The following is an 18,945-nucleotide window of genomic DNA, read 5'->3' as shown; positions in this document are numbered from 1 at the left end:
ACCAGCCGGCACCGCGCTTATATACTCTCATAGCCCTCACCGTCCGCCGCTACGCACTTCCTAGCGGCGACCAGGAAAGCTTTCGTTACTCAGGCATCATGCCGGCGGAAGATAAGAGTGGCATTTGTGCCGCCAAATCCGAAGCTGTTCGACATCACACAGTTAAGTTCCGCGTTGTCTATACGCTTCAGAGCGATTGGCATATCGGCGAAGGCCGGGTCAAGCTCGTCAATATTGGCGCTCTCGCAGATGAAACCGTTGTTCATCATGAGAAGCGAGAAAATCGCTTCCTGTACGCCGATCGCGCCGAGCGAATGCCCGGTTAACGATTTCGTCGCCGAGATGACCGGTGCGCTGCTACCGAACACCGCACGAATAGCCTCGATCTCTTTCGCGTCGCCAACGGGTGTGCCCGTTCCGTGCGGATTGAGATAATCGATTTTCGGCAAGCCTTTGCCGTCGAATCCTTTGAGCGCCAAGCGCATGCAGCGCTCCGCACCCTCGCCCGACGGCGCGACCATGTCGTAACCATCGGACGTCGCGCCATAGCCTGCGATCTCAGCATAGATCTTGGCGCCACGGGCTTTCGCGTGCTCCAATTCCTCGAGCACGACGACACCAGCGCCGCCTGCGATGACGAAACCGTCGCGATTCTTGTCGTAGGCGCGGCTTGCCCGCGTCGGTGTGTCATTGAAGTGCGTCGACATGGCGCCCATCGCGTCGAAGAGGTTCGACAAGGTCCAATCGAGTTCTTCGCACCCACCGGCGAACATCACGTCCTGCTTGCCCCACTGGATCATCTCGGCAGCATTGCCGATGCAGTGCGAGCTTGTCGCGCAAGCCGACGAAATCGAATAGTTAACGCCCTTGATCTGGAAAGCCGTAGCGAGCGCCGCGGACGGGCCCGAGCACATGGCCTTCGGCACCTCGAACGGTCCGATCTTCTTCGGGCCGCCGGATTCGAGCGTAACTTCAGCCGCCTGGACGATTGCGCGCGTGGACGGTCCGCCCGAGCCGACGATGATGCCGGTGCGCTCGTTGACGACGTCAGACGCCTCGAGGCCCGAATCGCGGATGGCTTGATCCATCGCGATCCAGTTCCAGCCGACGCCAGGCCCCATGAAGCGCTTCGGCTTCCGGGGAACCATCGCCTCCCACTCGATTTGTGGGGCTCCGTGGACTTGGCATTTGAAGCCCAACTCGGCGTACTTTTCCGCACGAGAAATACCGGACTTCGCCTCTCTCAACGAAGCGAGAACTTCTTGGGTGTTGTTCCCTATCGAGGACACCACACCCATGCCAGTCACAACTACGCGCCGCATGCGCTCGTTCACTCCCGCGGTTCCTGCTGCCGCCCGCTTTGACAGCCGGGCTCTCTGCGCAAACGCTTAAGAGCCTTCGCTCGACTTGAGTAGGACCCTTAGGTCCTTGGCTGTGTATATCACCTCGCCATCGGCCTTAAGGACACCGTCGGCCTCTGCGAGCTTCAGCTTCCGGGCAATGACCCGTTTAATGTCTATGACATATTCGAGCAGTTTTACGTCAGGCGTAACTTCACGCGTGAATTTGACCTCGCCGCAGCCCGAAGCCCGGCCTTGGCCGGTGAGACCGAGCCAGCCGAGATAAAATCCCGTCAACTGCCAGAGAGCGTCGAGACCGAGACATCCCGGCATCACCGGATCGCCCTTGAAATGGCAAGCAAATAGCCAGTCCAGGCGCTCGTTGCCAGCAACTTTGAGCTCGGCGACGATGAGGCCTTTACCGTGTGCGCCGCCGGTTTCGGAGATCGACGCGATGCGATCAACCATAAGCATCGGCGGAAGCGGCAATTGCGCATTCCCCGGGCCAAACAGTTCGCCGCGCCCGCAGGCCAGCAAATCATCAAATTCGAAGCTCGAACGGCGTTCCGCCACTGGTCCCCTCGTTTCATGGCCAACTATGCGGTGTTCGTTCACATTATGCTCCGGGAAGGTCAAGATAGGGGGGTCGTAACATACACCTGCCCTTGCGCCTAGCAGTGCTGGCCGCTGCGTGTAACAGGGCGTTGACCGGTCTTAAAGACCCATTCTCGCCGTAAGTTGCGGCTTTTAAGGCAAGTGACTATACTCAGATCAATTGGGCGCGTTTCGTAGGGACTGACATCATGTTGGTCCAACGTGGGGACGCAATCACGGTTCTGCAAACGCAAATGTCTGACAAATCTCCGGCAAGCATGGCAACAGAAGCACCGCTCTCCACGCCAGAGCTCCTGCGAAAAGCGGGCCTCCGGCCGACCCGGCAGCGCATGACGCTCGGCAAGCTGCTGTTCGACGGCGGCGACCGCCACGTGACGGCCGAGCAGCTTCACGCCGAAGTCGCGGGCCTCGGCGAGCACGTCTCCCTCGCAACCGTTTACAACACGCTGCATCAGTTCAAGCGCGCGGGTCTTCTGCGCGAGTTGGCGATCGAGGGCTCGAAAGCCTACTTCGACACCAACACATCCAATCACAATCACTTCTTGCTCGAGCCGAACGGCGAGCTGATGGACATCCCCGGCGATGCGATCACCGTCGCCGGCCTCCCCGAGCCGCCCGAAGGCCTCAAGATCACGCACGTCGATGTGGTCGTGCGCCTGACGAAAGCTTGAGGCAAAAGAGCTACCTGATCGTCTCGATCGCCGGTCATCACAAGTAACGGCCTACTTGAACGTCTCGCCTTCGTAGACGCCCCAGAGCTTCTTCTGCTCGATGTAGCCGCTGTATTGGTCGACCGTTACGCGGCACCAGCGCCCGTCGCACATGTGCAGGTCGGCGATGACACCCGCTTCGACATTCGCGACCACGTTCGTGTGCTCGCTATCGCTCGCCATGATCGGCACCAGTGGCGGCGAACTCCCGGTCTTGCGTTCCCAAGGCAGAACGAGGGCCGTTCTCCGGCCCGACAGCAACGACTGCAAAACCCAGCCCGTGGCGCCCTCGGCGTCGCGCACCTGCCGCCAGATCTCGAATTCCTTGATGACTTCCAGTGGAAGTCCGGCGCGCCGATAGACCCATGAGGTCGGGTAATCGGTCCCCGGCCCGTTCCTGAGATTGACCCTGTCCGACTTGAGACTGACGAACCGCGGCACCGGCAAGCCGCTTCCGGCGAGCGCCGGCGAATCAGCCGCCACCGCGCGCCCAGAGACCACCACAGGCGCTATCACAATTGCTCCGAGGGCCAATGCGATTGCTGCAGCTGCGAGGGCTGCCCCGAGGCGCGTTGCTCTCACGCCCGCTATCTTGGCCTGTATGGCCCGAACGCCGGTCGCCCAGCCGCTTCCAAGCGTTAGCCGCAACCCCACCCGCGGCCGGGCGTGTCTATGCTCTAGGAACGATATTGTCATTGAAGCGGCCTGCAACCCCGCGTGTAACCCCGCGCTCGCCAAAGAAAACGGCTAGCGTGCCTTCGTCTTAGGCGTCCGCAACTGATTTCAGGACTTTGTCTTCGCGAAGACCATCTGATAGACACGGGGCCGCACTTTCTCAAGCGGCCTCGCAACGGACATGTGAACGCCGCGATTTCTTGCAACGGGAAACGAATGCCCACCCCCCAGAAGAAACCTGTTGTCGTCGTCACTCGCAAGCTGCCCGATGTCGTCGAGACTCGGATGTGCGAGCTTTTCGACACGCGCCTGAATATCGAAGACAAGCCTCTCAGTCAGGCTCAGCTGATCGAAGCCGTCAAAACCGCGGACGTCCTCGTGCCGACGGTGACTGACCGCATCGACCGTGCCGTGCTGACGCAAGCCGGCCCGAAGCTTCGCCTCATCGCAAACTTCGGAACGGGCGTCGACAATGTCGATCTCGACACCGCCCGCAACCGGGGCATCCTGGTCACCAACACGCCCGGCGTGCTGACCGAAGATACCGCCGACATGACGATGGCGCTCATCCTCGCGGTGCCCAGGCGCCTCGCCGAAGGCGCAGCGTACATGCGCGACCCCGCGACAAAATGGTCCGGCTGGTCGCCGACATGGATGCTCGGCCACCGCATCTACGGCAAGCGGCTCGGCATTGTCGGCATGGGCCGCATCGGCCAGGCAGTCGCCCGTCGCGCCAAGGCGTTCGGCTTGCAGATCCACTATCACAACCGGCGTCGCGTCCTCGAAGAGATAGAGGCGGAGCTTGAGGCGACGTTCTGGGAAAGCCTCGACCAGATGCTGACGCGCGTCGACATCGTGTCGATCAACTGCCCGCACACACCCGGCACCTATCACCTGCTGTCGGCACGGCGGCTCAAGCTGCTGAAGCCGTCGGCTTACATCGTCAACACGGCGCGCGGTGAAGTCGTCGACGAGAACGAGTTGGCTCGCCTTCTCGAAGCGGGCGCGATCGCGGGCGCAGGCCTCGACGTGTTCGAGCACGAGCCGGCCGTCAATCCGCGGCTGTTGGCGTCGGAGCGCGTCATCGCGTTGCCGCACATGAGCTCGGCGACGATCGAAGGCCGCGTCGACATGGGCGAGAAGGTGATCATCAACATCAAGGCGTTCGCCGACGGGCACGCGCCGCCCGACCGCGTTCATCCTGCGATGCTCTGAGCTGAGTTTTACCGGCGGCGACGATAAGCGGCGCCGCCGGTCTCAAAACTTTAGTCTCGAAATTTTTCTGAAATTTATTCCGCGGCGCACGCCGGATTGGCGGCAGTCTGACCTGACGCAAGATCGGTAATCGTCGGATCCCGTCCCGTCAGAGGATTGTCCGGATCCCAAGCGATTGTAACAACCTCAAACCGCGTGGCGAGCGCGTCGTAGATAAGCAGGCGTCCGGCAAGGCTCTCGCCGAGACCCAACAGCTCTTTCACGACTTCCGTTGCCTGCAACGTCCCGACGGCACCCGCGACCGGTCCGAGCACGCCGACCTCTTCACAATTGGCGACAAGTCCCGCCGGAGGCGCTTCCGGAAAAACGCAACGGAGTGACGGGTAAGGGTTCCCCTGCGAATCTTTCTCGTGCGGCTTGAAGACCGAGACGTAGCCGTCGAACGATCCCAGCGCCGCATAGGCAAGCGGCCGCTTCGCAAAATAGCACGCATCCGAAACCAGATAACGCGTCGCGAAATTGTCCGAGCCGTCGGCAACGATGTCGTAGCGCGAGATGATGTCTAGCGCGTTCGACGCATCGATGCGCTCCGCATAAGTCTCGACGGTGACGTGCGGATTGATGCGAAGGATCGCGTCACGGGCGCTGTCGACCTTCAGCCTTCCCGCATCCTCGGTGCGATGCGCGATCTGGCGTTGAAGGTTATCGATTGAGACGGTGTCGTCGTCGATGATGCCGATCGTTCCGACACCCGCCGCAGCGAGATAAGTGACCACCGGCGAACCAAGTCCGCCGGCGCCGATAACGAGTACGCGCGCTGCCTTGAGTTTTTGCTGCCCCGGAGCACCCACATCACGCAGAACGAGGTGGCGTTTGTAGCGCTGCACTTCGTCTGACGTGAGCTGTGCCATGGGGCCGATAATCTTTCGCGCGTTGCGAGTGGGTTAGGTCTTCGGCTGCGGATCGACGAAGAGCTCGCTGGAGAAATAGCGCTCCGCGGACGACGGCGCAAACGTCACGATCGTCTTCCCCGCGAATTCAGGCCGCTCGGCGACCGTGATCGCAGCAGCGACGTTGGCGCCGGTCGAGATACCGCCGGGAATACCTTCGACCTTCGCAACCAGGCGTGATGTTTCGAATGAGGTATCGCTCGAAACGGTCACGACTTCATCGATCAGGCTTTGGTCGAGATTGCCCGGAATGAACCCGGCGCCGATGCCCTGGATTTTGTGCGGACCACGCGGCTGACCGGAGAGGATCGCGCTGGTCGTCGGTTCCACAGCAAATATCTTGAGACCCGGAATGCGCTTCTTCAGGACCTGGCCGACACCCGTCAACGTGCCGCCGGTGCCGACACCGATCACGAGCGCGTCGATCTTGCCCTTCGTGTCGTTATAGATTTCTTCCGCCGTCGTCTTTGCATGAACGAGCGGGTTGGCCGGATTGTCGAACTGCCCGGGGATGACCGCATCGGGAAGCGTCTTCGCAATCTCTTCGGCTCTGGCGACCGCTGCCGGCATGCCCCCAGCACCCGGGGTCAATTCGAGTTCCGCGCCGAGGTGCGACAGGATTTTTCTGCGCTCGATCGACATCGTCTCGGGCATGACGAGGATGAGCCGGTAGCCACGCGCCGCTGCGACGAATGCGAGACCGATACCGGTGTTGCCCGAAGTCGGCTCGATGAGCACCGTCTTGCCCGGCTTGATGCGGCCTTCCGCTTCCAGCGCGTCGACCATCGCGACGCCGATGCGATCCTTGACCGACGACAGCGGGTTGAAGAATTCGAGCTTCAGCAAAATATCGGCATTGAGCTTCGCAGCCGCCTTGATCTTCGAGAGTCGCACGAGAGGCGTATGACCGATCGTTTCGGTGATGCTCTCGTAGACGCGGCCGCGCCCCCAGCTCTTCGTGGCTTCGAGTGTTTTGATCTCAATCGTGTCTGTCATGGTTATCTCGACTCGCCCTCGGATTGACGCGCTCACAGTGCGCAATATGGGAACGGTTCTCGCAGGTTCGAGGGTCACCCTCAAGAGGTGAGGAACGCGCACAGAGGCCCATAAGCATTGCACTTTTTGTGCTTAACGCACCTGCACGTGACCTCACATTTGGGATTTTTTTTGCGCCTTGCTCGATCGTTTGGCAACGGCTTTCTGCCGCCCGGTCACGGCATGGGATGGGGCCTCGCTAATCCCCGTAGACCCGAAACCGCCCGCACCCCTTTTTGTTGCAGTCAGCCTTTTGGCCTCGCGGAGTTTTACGCGCGCAACCGGAGCAACAATCATTTGCGCGACCCGTTCACCGCGCGCCACGACAAACGGGTCAGTCCCGTGATTGATCAAAATGACAGCGACTTCACCTCGGTAATCGGCGTCGATCGTGCCGGGGCTATTGAGAACCGTCACGCCGTGCTTCACGGCAAGCCCCGATCGCGGACGAACCTGAGCTTCCATTCCGCGTGGCAGCTCGAAGATCAAGCCCGTCGGAATAAGCGCGCGTGCTCCTGGCGCGATGGTGACACCAACATCGCCCGAAACTGCCGCCACGAGATCGAACCCCGCAGCGTCCGCCGTCTGATAGTCGGGAAGTGGAAGACCTTCTGCGTGCTCGAGACGCCTGACCTTGACCTTCATTCAGCGGCCGTGCGTTTGGCGTGAAGCTGCTCCGCGGCGCGCTCCATGAGTTTTCTTGCAACCTTCGCCTTGCTCATCTCAGGCCAGCTATCCACACCGCTTGCGGTGATCAAATGGACGGTATTGTTTTCGCCGCCCATCACACCCGACGACGGCGAAACGTCGTTGGCGACGATCCAGTCCGCGCGCTTGGATTTGAGCTTCGCTTGGGCATGGGTCAATACATTCTGCGTTTCAGCCGCGAACCCGATGACAAGACGCGGTCGCTCTGGCCCCGGCCGTGCGATCATCTTCAGGATGTCCGGATTTTCCGTGAGCGAAAGCGTAGGCGCACCCGCCTTCTCGGACTTCTTGATCTTTTCGGTCTGGATGGTCTCGACGCGCCAGTCGGCGACCGCCGCCGCGAACACTGCGATATCGGCGGGTAATGCGGCCTTCACCGCCTCCAGCATTTCTGCAGCGGTCTTGATGCGGACAATTTCGACGCCAGCCGGTTCGCTGAGCGAAACGGGGCCGGTGATCAGCGTCACGCGCGCGCCGAGTTCGGCCGCCGCAGCCGCGAGTTCGAAACCCTGTTTGCCTGATGAGCGGTTCGCGAGATAGCGGATCGGATCGATGGGTTCGTGCGTCGGACCGCTCGTGATGATGACGTGCCGTCCTTCGAGGACGCCGCCGCGGGATGCACCCGCTTCGAATGCGCCTTCTATGGCAGCGATGAGATCGGGAACCTCTACGAGACGGCCAGGCCCAGCTTCACCGCGCTCCGCCATCTCGCCGACAGCCGGCCCAATAATCCGGATGCCGTCGGCCTTGAGCTGCGCAACGTTCCGGCGCGTCGCCGGGTTGCGCCACATCGCAGGGTTCATCGCGGGAGCGAGAACGACGGGCTTTTCGGTCGCAAGCAGAACGGCCGTCGCGAGATCGTCGGCATGGCCGCCGGCCATCCGCGCGATGAGATCGGCCGTCGCCGGTGCGACGACGATCAAATCATTGTCACGCGCCAGCCTGATGTGCCCGATCTCCCGTTCATCGTCGAGATCGAAGAGGTCGGTCAGCACCCGCTCGTTCGTCAATGCGCCGACGGAAAGCGGCGTCACGAAATGATGGGCGGCCTTGGTCATCACGGCGCGAACGCTATGGCCACGCTCCCGGAGCCGCCGGATCAGGTCCAGACACTTGTAGGCAGCAATTCCGCCACCGATGATCAGTAGGATACGCTTGGCCGACGACAAATCGTTAAGTCCCGTTACCGCTCGATAGAAACACATTTTAGCACATTCCCCCGCAGCGTGAGGTTAAGCCGTTCGCCAAGAGGGCAAATTTCACTGCCGTTTTCACGGGCGCCCCCGTGCCATTTATCCGGTTTTGACCTATATCCGCCGGAATGCGCACTCTGGAGGAATTGACCCATGCGTTTCAAAATCCCTTCCCTTGCCATCCTGGCAGGCCTTGCCGCCGCCTTGGCGCCGGCCCTGGCTGAGGCCCACGAGGTGACCGTCAAAGGCGTAACGGTTGCCCATCCCTGGGCGCGCGCGACCCCGGAAGGCCAGAAAGTCGGCGCGGCGTTCGCCGAGATCAAGACCGACAAGGATACCTCCGACCGCCTGATCGGCGTTTCATCGCCCGTCGCCGCAAACGGCGAAGTCCATTCGATGACGATGGAGGGCGATGTCATGAAGATGCGCCGCCTCGACGGCATCGACCTGAAGCCCGGCCAATCCCTCGTACTGAAGCCGATGGCCGATCACATCATGCTGCTGGGTTTGAAAGAGCCGCTCAAAGAGGGTGACCTCGTCAAGCTCACGCTGACCTTCGAAAAGGCCGGACCCATCGAAGTCGAAGGAACCGTCGAAGCGCCAGGCGCCATGGGCCCGCACGGACTTGCCAAGCAGCCCGTTGATGATTCGATGGGCTCAATGCACCACGATATGCCACATGAGTAAAACAACGCCGCAAAACGACCTTCGTGCGATCGGCAACTGATCATCTTTCGGGCATCGAAAAATCGAAAATTATTTATGTCGCGCGGTGACTTGACGCAGAAGATCGTTTGGTACATGGTGCCGCCACTTGCGATGGCCGGGACCGGTCGCAGGACAAAAAACGAATAAAGGTCCAAGTCTAGGGACGAAGCTATCGGGGTGGTTCGGTAACACGAACCGCCCCATTGCGTTCTAATACCCTTCAAATTCCAAACACGTGACTTCTCTCAGGATCAGCACCGCGCGCGCGGATCTCGATATCCCGAACCGCGCCTGCAGGCCGATTGCGTCCGCTGCCTTGATCGTAACGCCTTTCTGACGCCAATAGCGCGCTTTGGATGCTGTGTCGGGGGCGCAGAGAGGGTGAAAATGGGTCTGGGGGATATTGCCGGCGCGAGTCGGCCTTCTGGTCGCCTGCTGCTGGCGAGCCTGCTGATTTGGCTGATCTTGGCGATTGCGTTGCCGTTGTCGGCTCTGACGCTCAATGTCATTCGCATCGGCGGATTCCCGCTTGGCTTCTGGATTGCGGCGCAGGGCGCAATCATCGGTCTCGTTGCGTTGGTCGCTTTCTATGCTTGGAGAGCCGGCGGCGTACCCGCGCGCGAGGGCATCCGCCCTGCACTCATATTCGCGGGCGAGATCGTCGGTGCAGTCGCGCTTCTAGGTTTCACCGGTTACATCGCAGCAATGGGCTATGACGGCCTGGCGCTACCGCTCGGCCTCGTCGCCGGCGTTGCCTTGCTCGCAATTCTCGTAGCGCCGCGCTTCGTTCTTTATCCCGTACAATCGATCAGCGGCTTCTTCGCGATCCGCTACGGCGGAAGCTTGACGCGTCGCTTGGCGTTCCTCATCGCGTCGGCTGCAACGGGCCTGCTACTGGCCGCCGACATTAGAGCGGGTTCGCTCGCGTTGCAGAGCCTCATCAACATCCCGATGCACCAGGCGATCCTCGGTATCACGGTCGCGATCGCAGCGACTTGGCTTGCAGGCACATTCTTTGCGCCGGCAAAAATGAGCGGCGGATTGGGCTTTGTCGCCGTCGCCGTCGGACTGCTCGCAACACTCATTGCACTCGCAGTCTTTGCAAGCGGCTCGGCGATGCCGCACTTCTCGCTCGGATCTGCCCTTGAAAGCCACGCCAACCTCAATCAGGCGCTCGTCGTCAATCGGTTGTCGGACGTCAAATCCTTGACGCCGATGACGTCGCCATTCCTGCTTCTTTCTATGCGGAATTTCGCGGGCCTCCTGCTCGCAGTCGCGCTCGGCGTCGTCGCGGCGCCCCATCTGCTCGGGCGTCACGTGTCGCAATCGGCTGTCGCTCCAGGCGGAGCCGTGAAGCGGACGGCGGTGGCCCTCGTCGCCGTCGCCATTCTGATCGCCAGTCTTCCGCCGCTCGCGATCTACAGCCGCATCGGCTTCGAAGAGGTGATGTCCAAAGGCATCGAAATTGCTGCGATTCCCCAATCGTTCGCCGAGGCGAGTGCGCACGGCTGGGTGAAAGTCTGCGACCAGACCTCTATCGCATCGGCCGATCTTGCCGCGGCGTGCGCCAAGGCTTCCGGACAGCGCGGCTTCCTGAGACTTCAGGATCTGGCGTTCACGACGGACGGCTTCGTCGTCGCTGCACCCATGATTTCGGGCCTCAGCCCCGTGTTGGAATATCCGCTGCTGCTCGCGGTCGTGCTCGCGTCGGTGCTCGTCGGAAACGCGCTTATCTCCTCGATCGTCGTCGCCGATCGCGAGATCAGAATGACGCGTGACGAGCGCTCGCCCGATATGGATTTTCGTTCGGTGTCGGTCGGCGGAACACTTCTCGTCGTTGGCGCGCTGGTAGCGCTCTTTGCCGCTATCGGAACGGGGCTGCTCGCCGCCGAAGGCTTTGCGTTGCTGGCCGCAGGTATCTTCCCGTCGCTCGTTCTTGGGCTGCACTGGCGCCATATGAACGCCTCCGGCGCGATTGCAGCGATGCTCGTCGGAACGCTGATCACCGCCGCCTATCTGCTCGGTGTCCACATCTGGCCGGTTGAACTGTTCAGCCTTTCGGGTGGCCTTTCGGATGCGCCGCCAGCGGCCGCAAAACGCTTCGTGGAGCTCCAGGCTGCACTCGCCGCAGCGACGACCCCTGAGGCCGCAGCACTCGCGCACGCGGCGCTCGTCAAGCACGTCACGACGATTGCCAACTGGGGCGGCCTGAAACCGGCAGCCATCACGCTCGTCGCTGTCCCTGCGGGCTTCATTGCAGGACTTTTGATCAGCCTTCTGCTGCGATCGCGAAAAAAGACGCCCGAAGCGCCCGCCTGAAACCTTCGCGCGCGCGAACGAGTCGCCTAGAGTTGGGCGCGTGACCACGCGTCCGAGAAGCGGCGCAACGCACGACGGCACCAACGCAATGGCTGACGAGATTTACGATCTCCTCGTGATTGGCGGCGGCATCAACGGCGCGGGAATAGCCGCCGATGCGGCGATGCGTGGCCTGTCGGTTTTCCTCGCCGAAGCGGACGATCTTGCGGGCGCAACGTCATCGGCAAGCTCCAAACTCATCCACGGCGGCCTCCGCTACCTCGAACATTTTGAATTCCGGCTCGTTCGCGAAGCATTGGCCGAGCGCGAAGTGCTTCTCGCGAAAGCGCCGCACATCATCCGCCCGATGCGCTTCATCCTCCCGCAAGTCGCCGGCATGCGACATGAGCTGATGATGCGCGCGGGACTTTTTCTCTATGATCATCTGGCCTCCCGCGAGTCCCTCGGCGCGTCGCACGCCATCGACCTGCGGCGAGATCCAGCTGGCGCGCCGCTCGTTTCCGAATTGCGTCGCGGCTTCACGTATTGGGACTGCGCGGTCGACGATTCCCGTCTCGTCGTTCTGAACGCGATCGCCGCGCGCGAAGCGGGAGCACGCATCGCAACGAGAACGCCCGTCACCGGCTTAGAAGCCGAAAATGGCGTTTGGACAGCCGCTCTCGGAAATTCAGGACGGCGCGTTGCAGCCCGCGCCGTCGTCAATGCTGCCGGACCTTGGGTTGCGAAAGTGGCAGCCCTCGCGACAGGCCAGCGGAATGCGGCACGACCAACAGTCAGATTGGTCAAAGGCAGCCATATTACCGTGCCGCGCATCGCCGGCGCCGACGACGCTTACACCTTTCAAAACCCGGACGGCCGCATCGTTTTCGCGCTGCCGTTCGAAGACGCCTTCACATTGATCGGAACGACCGAGGAAACATTCGCGGGCGATCCGCGCAACGCCAGCGCCTCGCGCGAAGAAGAAGATTACCTGCTCGACGCCGCCAATCGCTTTTTCCGCGAGCGCATCACGCACAGTGACATCGTTTGGAGTTTCGCCGGCGTGCGCCCTCTCGAGGACGACGGCAGCGAAAGCGCGTCCGCTGTAAGCCGCGATTACCGGCTCAATCTTGCGGCCAATGAAGAGCCGCCCCTTCTTCACGTGATCGGCGGCAAGATCACCACCTATCGCAAGCTCGCAGAGGCGGCACTGAAATTACTGCACCCGTATTTTCCGCAAATGCATCCGAGCCGGACACGATGGACGCCGCTGCCGGGCGGCGATCTTGGTGGCCGAACTTTCGATGTTTGGTTTGAACACTTCGCGCCCGAAAACCGCGGGTTCGAGCAGGGCTTCCTTCGCAGGCTCGCCCGGCGGCACGGCACGCGAACCTCGAAGATCATTGCGGGCGCCACGTCCGCAAAAGACCTTGGCGAAGACTTCGGCGGCGGCCTCACCGCGCGCGAAATCGCCTATCTGAAATCAGAAGAATGGGCTGAGACCGCAACCGACGTTCTCTGGCGGCGAACGAAGACAGGCTTGCACCTCAAAGGCGACAGCACGCGCATCGCCGATCGCGTCCAAGCCTGTCTCGACAAATCTTGATCCCCGCCGGCTGGCGAGGCGCGCTTACATCAAGCGGCGGCGTTGAGCGCGAAGAGCACACGTCGCAGGGCATACCGATTCCGCGCAGAGCAACTGATTGGCGCTGCGAAGAGCGGCCGCGAGCGCCAGCGCACCATTCAAGGTGTCGCCGATGTCCTCGGTGCCGATCAGTGCCGAAACCGACGCCGTCAAAGCCTGCCGCTCATTATGCTGACAGGCAGCGATGATCGAGATCGCGAGACACTCGTCGCGGCAGAAACTGCGGCAGCCGGCCGGTGAGATTTCGATGTCGCGCTGAGCACTGGCTTTCACCGCGCGAACGAACTTCGAAAGATCGAGAAGCAACGTCTTGGCATTCTCGGGGCCGAGCATGCCTGAGAACGTGTTCCACGCATCTTCCCAGCACTTGATGTCGCCGGTCGACAAGCCGGCAAGCCAGCAACGGAAGCCGACGCCAACGAGCCGTTCCGGCGCGCGCGCGGGAAGCGGCACGACCTTGGCCGAGCGGCGCACATGCTGGATGGAGGTGTTCGATGCCGAATTAGCCATTGTTGCAAATCTCCGCCGAGAAGCGCGTGGAATTTGCGCATGAGCTGGAGCGGCAACCGGCGTCGGAATTGGTGGCGCTATCGAGCGCCCAGAGAGCAACTGTCATTTCGACTCCAATAATCAGGGTTCAAGGCCCCGGTATCGGTTAGCGCCAACGATGGCGCGGGCATCGCGATGACGCCTTACCTTTGAGCTAGCGCGAGGAAGATGGCTCGGTCAACCATTTGTAAGCGGCTGCGCTTACATTAGAATTTTTATAATTTTCAACTGGCTAACCGGGCGCGTTCAACAGCCTGGCCGGCTACCCCATCCGGCGCGAGAAGTCGCCGAAAACGATCAGTGCGGCAGTTCCGCCTTCGGGAATACTTTCGATCTCGAACTCGGCGCCCATCTCGCGAACGAGACGCGCAACGAGCGGCAGGCCGATACCCGTGCTGGCCGCCCAAGGCGGCTGCAATTCTGCGGCGGACGCCCTGTAGGCGGCCGAACGCGTTCCATTCATGCCGCGGCCCGTATCGCTCACGACAAGGAAAACGCGCCCGTCGCCGATATGGCCCGTCTCCACGCGAACATCTCCGCCGCGCGGCGTGAACTTGATAGCGTTCGTCAACAGGTTCAGCAGGATCTGGCGAAGCGCGGTCGGATTGGCGACGACGTGCGGGCTGCTACCGTCGCTCTTGAACTCGAGGGTCAATCCGCACGACTGCGCGAGCGCCTGCACGCTCGACACCGTCCGTTCCACGATCGCATTGAGATCGAGCGCGATGAGCCGCGCCACCGGCACGCTCGACGACCGGTCCCGGTTCAAAAGCAACGACGTGATGACGTCGAGCGCATGTGTCGCGCTTTCGTGGATGTCCGCCGCATAACCCAGATATCGCTCGTTCTTCATCTCGCCGAGCCGTTCGTCGCGCATGATCTCGGAAGCGGCGGCGATGGCCGTCAGCGGCGTTTTGAGCTCATGCGCGAGCTTCGCAAGATGATCGGCATCCATCACGATGAGTGGCGCAGGCGCGGTCTCCACCGCCGTCGCATCGGCTGCTTCTGCCGCTCGCAACGCATCGATTTCCGCGGTTACGGCCGCATACAGCGGAGCCAAATTGCGACTGCCGGAGGACGCGGCCGCTGGAATTTTCTGCTCGGGATCCGGCGTCTCGGCTTCGTCGGCAACGTGAAGGAGCAGAACTTTCGAGCCTTTTTTGCCCTGCCTCGTGACCCGGCATTTCAAGCGCTTCAGGAGGCCGCTGTTCCAGAACACCAGCGTCTCGACATCCCCCTTGCGGTAATCGCCCTGAAGCGCGACCTGGGGCGCGATCTGACGCAGCCTCGCGAGGGCGGGCGTTGCGGGATCGAGCGCAATGGGAAACGACGCATAGGGAAAAAGCCCGAGCGCAGCAGCCCCTGAAGGGGTCGCACCGAGAATTTCAGCGGCCTCTGGATCGATCGTAATGACGGCCTGCGTCGCGGGCGCGGCGTCGAGTAGCGCAGGATCATCGCGCCGGATCGGCATCGCCGGCATTGCGGGTTTAGCGGAGACCGCCATAGGGAAAATCGCCCGTTCAAAAGGCTCATGCGCAACGCACCACGATCATCTACGTGATTTGCGGACGGCCATAACGGCAAACGCGTGATTTTCCACTGTCATCGGCGGCGAGAGGGGCCGCCCGCGAGCACGGCCCACCCCAAACGCATCGGACTACAATCTCGGGTAGAGCTCAGTTCAGGCCACGACTCAGGCGGCCTTATCCAGCACGGCTGCGCGCAGCTTCACAGGATCTCGCTCGCCGTGGTCGGCCAGATCGAACAATTTCTCGATGATGTCGTCGTCGGGAATGTTGAGCGACCGCTCGTGAGCTTCTTCGATGATGCTCTTAAGCAGCCGATGGAGGTCCTTGAGCTCGTCGGAACTATAAGGGCAAAGCGTCATGGTGTTCTGCATCCCCCCGGAAACAGCGTCGTGATGAACCAATTGGCGTACGAACGCAACGGGACCGTTCGGGTTCCTCGCGTTGCCGCTACGATCTGTAAGGGCACACAAAAACAGGTAAACTCAAGGCGAGAGCCATAAGTCGCCCTTGACCCTAGGCTCCCGCTGTGTTGGAAACACGCGGCGTGCGCTCCCATCGGGAACGCGCTGTAGCCGGGATTCATTAAAGCGCGACGACGCGGTGATTTGCACGTGCAACGCCCCGCCCGATTGCCCTAAAATCGTCCCAGGCCATTTGGCATGCCGCCTTAGCTCAGTTGGTTAGAGCGCTAGATTGTGGATCTAGAGGTCCCCGGTTCAAATCTGGGAGGCGGTACCAATTCCATCCGATACTCCCCGAGCAATTTTGATCTTGTCCTGGATTAGGGCATGGACGCCACCGCTCCACCAGTCGTGTCGGTGATCAACATTCAATGCCGCACACCGATATTTATACTCCTTCCCAATAAAATCCGCTAACGTCCTTTCCGGCCAACCGGGGGGAAGGCGCGTGTGACGGAAATTTCGACCGATCTCGCTGAAGCATTGGTCGTCGATATCGTAAATCGCAAGGGCTCCGTCGAGCACTACTACCATTTCCTGCTGGGCTTCCTCGCACCTCTGATCCAGCTGATCACGACGCTCCGTGATGACGCCAGTACGATCTGCGTCAGAAGTTGCGGGCCGATGGACGGCCTCATCCGCGAGGTTCTGCCCAACGGCATAAAGATCCTTCCGAAGCTCGAGCATGCGCTGCTCCTCAATGAAGCGCGATCGTCGAACAATCCAAAACTGCGCTTTAAGACGATCTACGGCTTCGACAACCGCAGCTACTACGACCGGGCCGCTTTCAGATGCTTGAAGCGAGAACTGGAAGCGAGATTATTCGCTGGCGTGGAATGCGAGAAGCGTGCGTTGCGTGACGCGTTCCCGGCCACTGGACCAAAAATCGTCTTCATCGATAGAGGCGACCCGACGCTCCTCTATTCGACAGGTGACTCCGAAATAACATCCGCTGGCCGGGATAGGAGGTCGATTAAAAATTTCTCGGAATGCAGCGACTTTCTGTTGTCGCGGAATCTGAATTTGCTGCCCTGCACGTTGGAAGGAAGGTCGCTCTCGTTCCAGATTGCCCTATTCGACACGGCCGATATTGTTATCGCGCAGCATGGAGCGGCCCTCACGAATCTGGTATGGGCCGACGAGAAGCTGGACGTCGTCGAGATCATCCCGCGCGACCGCACTCAAAAATCTGACCACTTCAAGTCCTTGGCCCACTGTCTTGGTCAGCGTTATCATTCGCTGGCGCAGGGGCAAAGTCACGGACCCATAGATTGCGAGATGCTGGCGCGGGCGCTCGCAAAAATAGTAAGCGATAAAGCGAAGCCTAGAAATTCCGGCGGCCTATTCGCCAGAATTGGAAATCTCTTGCGATCGCATTGGTGATTGAGCGCGAACGCATCACTTCACCTGCCGCTTCTCCAATTTCCGCGCCAGCGTCCGCCGGTGCATGCCAAGCCGCCGCGCGGCTTCCGAAATGTTGAAACCTGTGTCCACCAGCGTCTGGTGGATGTGCTCCCATTCGAGCGTCTTGATAGACGTCGGCCGCTCGGTCAGCGCAACGGCGCTGTCGCCCTCGGTCCTGCCGAACGCTTCCTCGATGTCGTCCGAACTCGACGGCTTCACGAGGTAATGCCGCGCGCCGAGCTTGATCGCCTCGACCGCCGTGGCGATACTCGCAAATCCCGTCAGCACGACAATCACCGTCGACGGATCGTGCGCGTGCAAAGCCTCGACGCACGCGAGCCCGGATTCACCGTTGAGCTTCAGATCGACGACCGCATAGCCCGGCGTCCGCACTTCCAAAATCGCCTCCAGGGCCTCGCGCCCCGGTGCGACGTCGACCACATACTCGCGCCGCTCGAACGATCGCTTCAGCGTGTTCGCGAAGGCGGCATCGTCTTCGACGATCACAAGCGTGCGATTAGTTTCCATGCGATCGCGCTCCGAGGGCCAAGGCGGCGAGCGGCAACTTCAGCGTCACAGTTGCGCCGCCTCCATGTTCCTGGGGCCGATTGGCCGCTGAGACGCTGCCCCCGAGCTTGCGTATCACATTCACCACGAGGAACAGCCCAAGGCCGCCGCCCGGCCGCCCCTTGCTTGATTGATAGGGCTTGCCGAACTGGGCGAGCATCTGCGGCGCAAAACCTGGTCCACGATCCGAAACGCGGATGGCGAGCGCGTCTCCGATGCGTTCGACGAAAACGCCGATCCATGCGGGAGACGAATCGTAAGCATTGTCGATCACGTTGAAGACGACCTGCTTCAGCGTCGAGTCCGACACGATCGGAAGATCCGCGCCGAACGCGTTGGTATAATCGAGCGATGCCGGCGACCGGGCGCCGCGCCATTCTTCAACGAGCTCGTTGACGAAGGTATTGACCGTCGTCACGCGCGGCGCTTCTCCGCGGGCTTCGCCGGCCGATAACAGCACGCCGGTCAGGATCGATTTGCAGCGCTTCACCGCCGCCTGCATTTCCTCGACCTCTTCCAGCAACTCAGGGCTCGATGCGATCGCCGGTACACGCCGCCAGTCTCCGAGAATGACAGAGAGCGATGCGAGCGGCGTACCGAGTTCATGCGCCGCGCCGGAGGCCAGAAGGCCCATGCGAACGATGTGATCTTCCTCGACAGCGTGCTGCTTCAAGGCCGCAAGCCGCGCGTCGCGCTCCCGAAGATTGCGCGTGATGCGCGTCACGAACACCACGAGCAAAGCCGCATCGAGCGCAAAGCAGATGAGCATTCCGGCGATATGAAGCTTGAAGAGGTCGCCGAAGCCTTCCGGCACGGAGAGCGGCCGGTAATCGACGGTGAGCAGCGCGAAGCTCGCGCATGTCGCGGCGACGACCGCCCACGTCGAGCGCCGGTCGAGCAGCACGGCGGCGAGCGTCACCTGCAAGAGATAGAGGAACGTGAACGGGTTCGTCGCGCCGCCGCTGAAGTAGAGTTGCGCGGTCAAGGCAGCCACGTCGAACATCAGCGCGCCGAGCAGAGCGGCGTCGCCGGCATCCCGGCCGTTTCTGAGCCACGCAAGGCTTGCGAGATTAAGTGCGATCAGACCCGCGATGATCACGGCCATCGGCAAAAGCGGCAGGCCGATGCCAAGGACGAACTCGACGAAAACAATCGTCGCAATCTGACCCGCGACGGCGATCCAGCGAAGCTGGATCAGCAGCAGCATGTTCTGGGTAGCGGCAGGATCGCCCGCTGGTGGAGCCCCAGAAACATTCCGGGCATCGCCGCCCGTAACGCCATCTGAAACAGCCGGCCCGTCTTCGCTTGCCGAACCGGAGACTGTCTCAGTGCGGCCCAGCATG

17 protein-coding genes, 1 tRNA gene and 1 pseudogene are annotated in these 18,945 nt (G+C 61.4%); 7 read left to right on the top strand and 12 right to left on the bottom strand.

What is annotated here, in order from left to right:
* Nucleotides 1-89: 89 nt before the first annotated feature.
* Both fabB and fabA read right to left on the bottom strand, forming a co-directional pair.
* Nucleotides 90-1,322: a beta-ketoacyl-ACP synthase I gene (gene fabB / locus AACL53_RS20920; RefSeq protein WP_339086571.1), complete on the bottom strand. Its 1,233-nt coding sequence runs from the start codon at nt 1,320-1,322 to the stop codon at nt 90-92.
* Nucleotides 1,323-1,388: 66 nt separating this feature from the next.
* Entirely contained in the window at nt 1,389-1,913 is a 525-nt protein-coding gene (gene fabA / locus AACL53_RS20915; protein ID WP_339086569.1) for a 3-hydroxyacyl-[acyl-carrier-protein] dehydratase FabA, read from the bottom strand.
* A 299-nt stretch (nt 1,914-2,212) separates the two neighbouring features.
* Between fabA and irrA the strand changes: the two genes are divergently transcribed.
* Nucleotides 2,213-2,626, top strand: a complete 414-nt coding sequence (irrA, locus tag AACL53_RS20910; RefSeq protein WP_339086568.1) for an iron response transcriptional regulator IrrA — start codon at nt 2,213-2,215, stop codon at nt 2,624-2,626.
* 51 nt (nt 2,627-2,677) lie between these two features.
* Here the strand turns inward: irrA and AACL53_RS20905 are convergent, their stop codons facing one another.
* Nucleotides 2,678-3,256: an SH3 domain-containing protein gene (locus AACL53_RS20905; RefSeq protein WP_339087012.1), complete on the bottom strand. Its 579-nt coding sequence runs from the start codon at nt 3,254-3,256 to the stop codon at nt 2,678-2,680.
* Nucleotides 3,257-3,556: 300 nt separating this feature from the next.
* Here AACL53_RS20905 and AACL53_RS20900 point away from each other — a divergent pair, with 300 nt between their 5' ends.
* On the top strand, nt 3,557-4,555 hold the full coding sequence (locus AACL53_RS20900; RefSeq protein ID WP_339086567.1) for a D-glycerate dehydrogenase: 999 nt from the start codon (nt 3,557-3,559) through the stop codon (nt 4,553-4,555).
* Nucleotides 4,556-4,629: 74 nt separating this feature from the next.
* On the opposite strand, the gene AACL53_RS20895 is transcribed toward AACL53_RS20900, so the two are convergent.
* From AACL53_RS20895 to coaBC, 4 genes and pseudogenes are all read right to left on the bottom strand, one after another.
* The gene (locus AACL53_RS20895) at nt 4,630-5,466 is read right to left on the bottom strand and encodes a HesA/MoeB/ThiF family protein (RefSeq protein ID WP_339086565.1); all 837 of its coding nucleotides are present in this window, start codon (nt 5,464-5,466) and stop codon (nt 4,630-4,632) included.
* 33 nt (nt 5,467-5,499) lie between these two features.
* Nucleotides 5,500-6,501: a cysteine synthase A gene (cysK, locus tag AACL53_RS20890; protein ID WP_339086564.1), complete on the bottom strand. Its 1,002-nt coding sequence runs from the start codon at nt 6,499-6,501 to the stop codon at nt 5,500-5,502.
* Nucleotides 6,502-6,744: 243 nt separating this feature from the next.
* Nucleotides 6,745-7,185: pseudogene (gene dut / locus AACL53_RS20885) on the bottom strand (dUTP diphosphatase); the annotation flags it as partial.
* Complete coding sequence (gene coaBC / locus AACL53_RS20880) at nt 7,182-8,453, bottom strand: bifunctional phosphopantothenoylcysteine decarboxylase/phosphopantothenate--cysteine ligase CoaBC (RefSeq protein WP_339086562.1); 1,272 nt, start codon at nt 8,451-8,453, stop codon at nt 7,182-7,184. The pseudogene dut and the gene coaBC, both read right to left, overlap by 4 nt.
* 141 nt (nt 8,454-8,594) lie before the next feature.
* Here coaBC and AACL53_RS20875 point away from each other — a divergent pair, with 141 nt between their 5' ends.
* From AACL53_RS20875 to glpD, 3 genes are all read left to right on the top strand, one after another.
* Complete coding sequence (locus tag AACL53_RS20875) at nt 8,595-9,128, top strand: copper chaperone PCu(A)C (RefSeq protein WP_339086561.1); 534 nt, start codon at nt 8,595-8,597, stop codon at nt 9,126-9,128.
* Nucleotides 9,129-9,536: 408 nt separating this feature from the next.
* Nucleotides 9,537-11,468 (top strand): sodium:solute symporter family transporter, encoded by a 1,932-nt coding sequence (locus AACL53_RS20870; protein ID WP_339086560.1) that lies wholly within the window; start codon nt 9,537-9,539, stop codon nt 11,466-11,468.
* Between the two features lie 40 nt (nt 11,469-11,508).
* Nucleotides 11,509-13,053, top strand: a complete 1,545-nt coding sequence (gene glpD / locus AACL53_RS20865; RefSeq protein ID WP_339086558.1) for a glycerol-3-phosphate dehydrogenase — start codon at nt 11,509-11,511, stop codon at nt 13,051-13,053.
* A 24-nt stretch (nt 13,054-13,077) separates the two neighbouring features.
* On the opposite strand, the gene AACL53_RS20860 is transcribed toward glpD, so the two are convergent.
* The 3 genes from AACL53_RS20860 to AACL53_RS20850 all read right to left on the bottom strand — a co-directional run bounded on the left by AACL53_RS20860 (nt 13,078) and on the right by AACL53_RS20850 (nt 15,529).
* Entirely contained in the window at nt 13,078-13,602 is a 525-nt protein-coding gene (locus tag AACL53_RS20860; protein WP_339086557.1) for a hypothetical protein, read from the bottom strand.
* Between the two features lie 301 nt (nt 13,603-13,903).
* The gene (locus tag AACL53_RS20855) at nt 13,904-15,145 is read right to left on the bottom strand and encodes a sensor histidine kinase KdpD (RefSeq protein WP_339086555.1); all 1,242 of its coding nucleotides are present in this window, start codon (nt 15,143-15,145) and stop codon (nt 13,904-13,906) included.
* A gap of 189 nt (nt 15,146-15,334) precedes the next feature.
* Entirely contained in the window at nt 15,335-15,529 is a 195-nt protein-coding gene (locus tag AACL53_RS20850) for a hypothetical protein (RefSeq protein ID WP_339086553.1), read from the bottom strand.
* 302 nt (nt 15,530-15,831) lie between these two features.
* Between AACL53_RS20850 and AACL53_RS20845 the strand changes: the two genes are divergently transcribed.
* Nucleotides 15,832-15,908: transfer RNA gene (locus AACL53_RS20845), tRNA-His, on the top strand.
* 173 nt (nt 15,909-16,081) lie between these two features.
* Nucleotides 16,082-17,014 (top strand): glycosyltransferase 61 family protein, encoded by a 933-nt coding sequence (locus tag AACL53_RS20840; protein ID WP_339086551.1) that lies wholly within the window; start codon nt 16,082-16,084, stop codon nt 17,012-17,014.
* A 15-nt stretch (nt 17,015-17,029) separates the two neighbouring features.
* Here the strand turns inward: AACL53_RS20840 and AACL53_RS20835 are convergent, their stop codons facing one another.
* Both AACL53_RS20835 and AACL53_RS20830 read right to left on the bottom strand, forming a co-directional pair.
* On the bottom strand, nt 17,030-17,563 hold the full coding sequence (locus tag AACL53_RS20835; protein WP_339086550.1) for a response regulator transcription factor: 534 nt from the start codon (nt 17,561-17,563) through the stop codon (nt 17,030-17,032).
* Nucleotides 17,553-18,944, bottom strand: coding sequence for an ATP-binding protein (locus AACL53_RS20830; RefSeq protein WP_339086549.1), 1,392 nt, complete (start codon nt 18,942-18,944; stop codon nt 17,553-17,555). Before AACL53_RS20830 ends, AACL53_RS20835 begins: the two co-directional genes overlap by 11 nt.
* Nucleotide 18,945: the final 1 nt, after the last annotated feature.

Origin of the sequence: Hyphomicrobium sp. ghe19 (assembly GCF_902712875.1) — a bacterium.
In the GTDB taxonomy this organism is placed as follows: domain Bacteria; phylum Pseudomonadota; class Alphaproteobacteria; order Rhizobiales; family Hyphomicrobiaceae; genus Hyphomicrobium_B.
Note: the sequence above shows the minus strand (reverse complement) of the source record. Positions and strands in the feature narration are given on the sequence as shown.

What these genes read in the sequence shown, in the direction of transcription:
- fabB (WP_339086571.1), bottom strand. Translation starts at nt 1,322, where the DNA reads ATGCGGCGCGTAGTTGTGACTGGCATGGGTGTGGTGTCCTCGATAGGG.
- irrA (WP_339086568.1), top strand. Translation starts at nt 2,213, where the DNA reads ATGGCAACAGAAGCACCGCTCTCCACGCCAGAGCTCCTGCGAAAAGCG.
- AACL53_RS20900 (WP_339086567.1), top strand. Translation starts at nt 3,557, where the DNA reads ATGCCCACCCCCCAGAAGAAACCTGTTGTCGTCGTCACTCGCAAGCTG.
- AACL53_RS20895 (WP_339086565.1), bottom strand. Translation starts at nt 5,466, where the DNA reads ATGGCACAGCTCACGTCAGACGAAGTGCAGCGCTACAAACGCCACCTC.
- cysK (WP_339086564.1), bottom strand. Translation starts at nt 6,501, where the DNA reads ATGACAGACACGATTGAGATCAAAACACTCGAAGCCACGAAGAGCTGG.
- coaBC (WP_339086562.1), bottom strand. Translation starts at nt 8,453, where the DNA reads ATGTGTTTCTATCGAGCGGTAACGGGACTTAACGATTTGTCGTCGGCC.
- AACL53_RS20875 (WP_339086561.1), top strand. Translation starts at nt 8,595, where the DNA reads ATGCGTTTCAAAATCCCTTCCCTTGCCATCCTGGCAGGCCTTGCCGCC.
- AACL53_RS20870 (WP_339086560.1), top strand. Translation starts at nt 9,537, where the DNA reads ATGGGTCTGGGGGATATTGCCGGCGCGAGTCGGCCTTCTGGTCGCCTG.
- AACL53_RS20860 (WP_339086557.1), bottom strand. Translation starts at nt 13,602, where the DNA reads ATGGCTAATTCGGCATCGAACACCTCCATCCAGCATGTGCGCCGCTCG.
- AACL53_RS20855 (WP_339086555.1), bottom strand. Translation starts at nt 15,145, where the DNA reads ATGGCGGTCTCCGCTAAACCCGCAATGCCGGCGATGCCGATCCGGCGC.
- AACL53_RS20850 (WP_339086553.1), bottom strand. Translation starts at nt 15,529, where the DNA reads ATGACGCTTTGCCCTTATAGTTCCGACGAGCTCAAGGACCTCCATCGG.
- AACL53_RS20835 (WP_339086550.1), bottom strand. Translation starts at nt 17,563, where the DNA reads ATGGAAACTAATCGCACGCTTGTGATCGTCGAAGACGATGCCGCCTTC.
- AACL53_RS20830 (WP_339086549.1), bottom strand. Translation starts at nt 18,944, where the DNA reads ATGCTGGGCCGCACTGAGACAGTCTCCGGTTCGGCAAGCGAAGACGGG.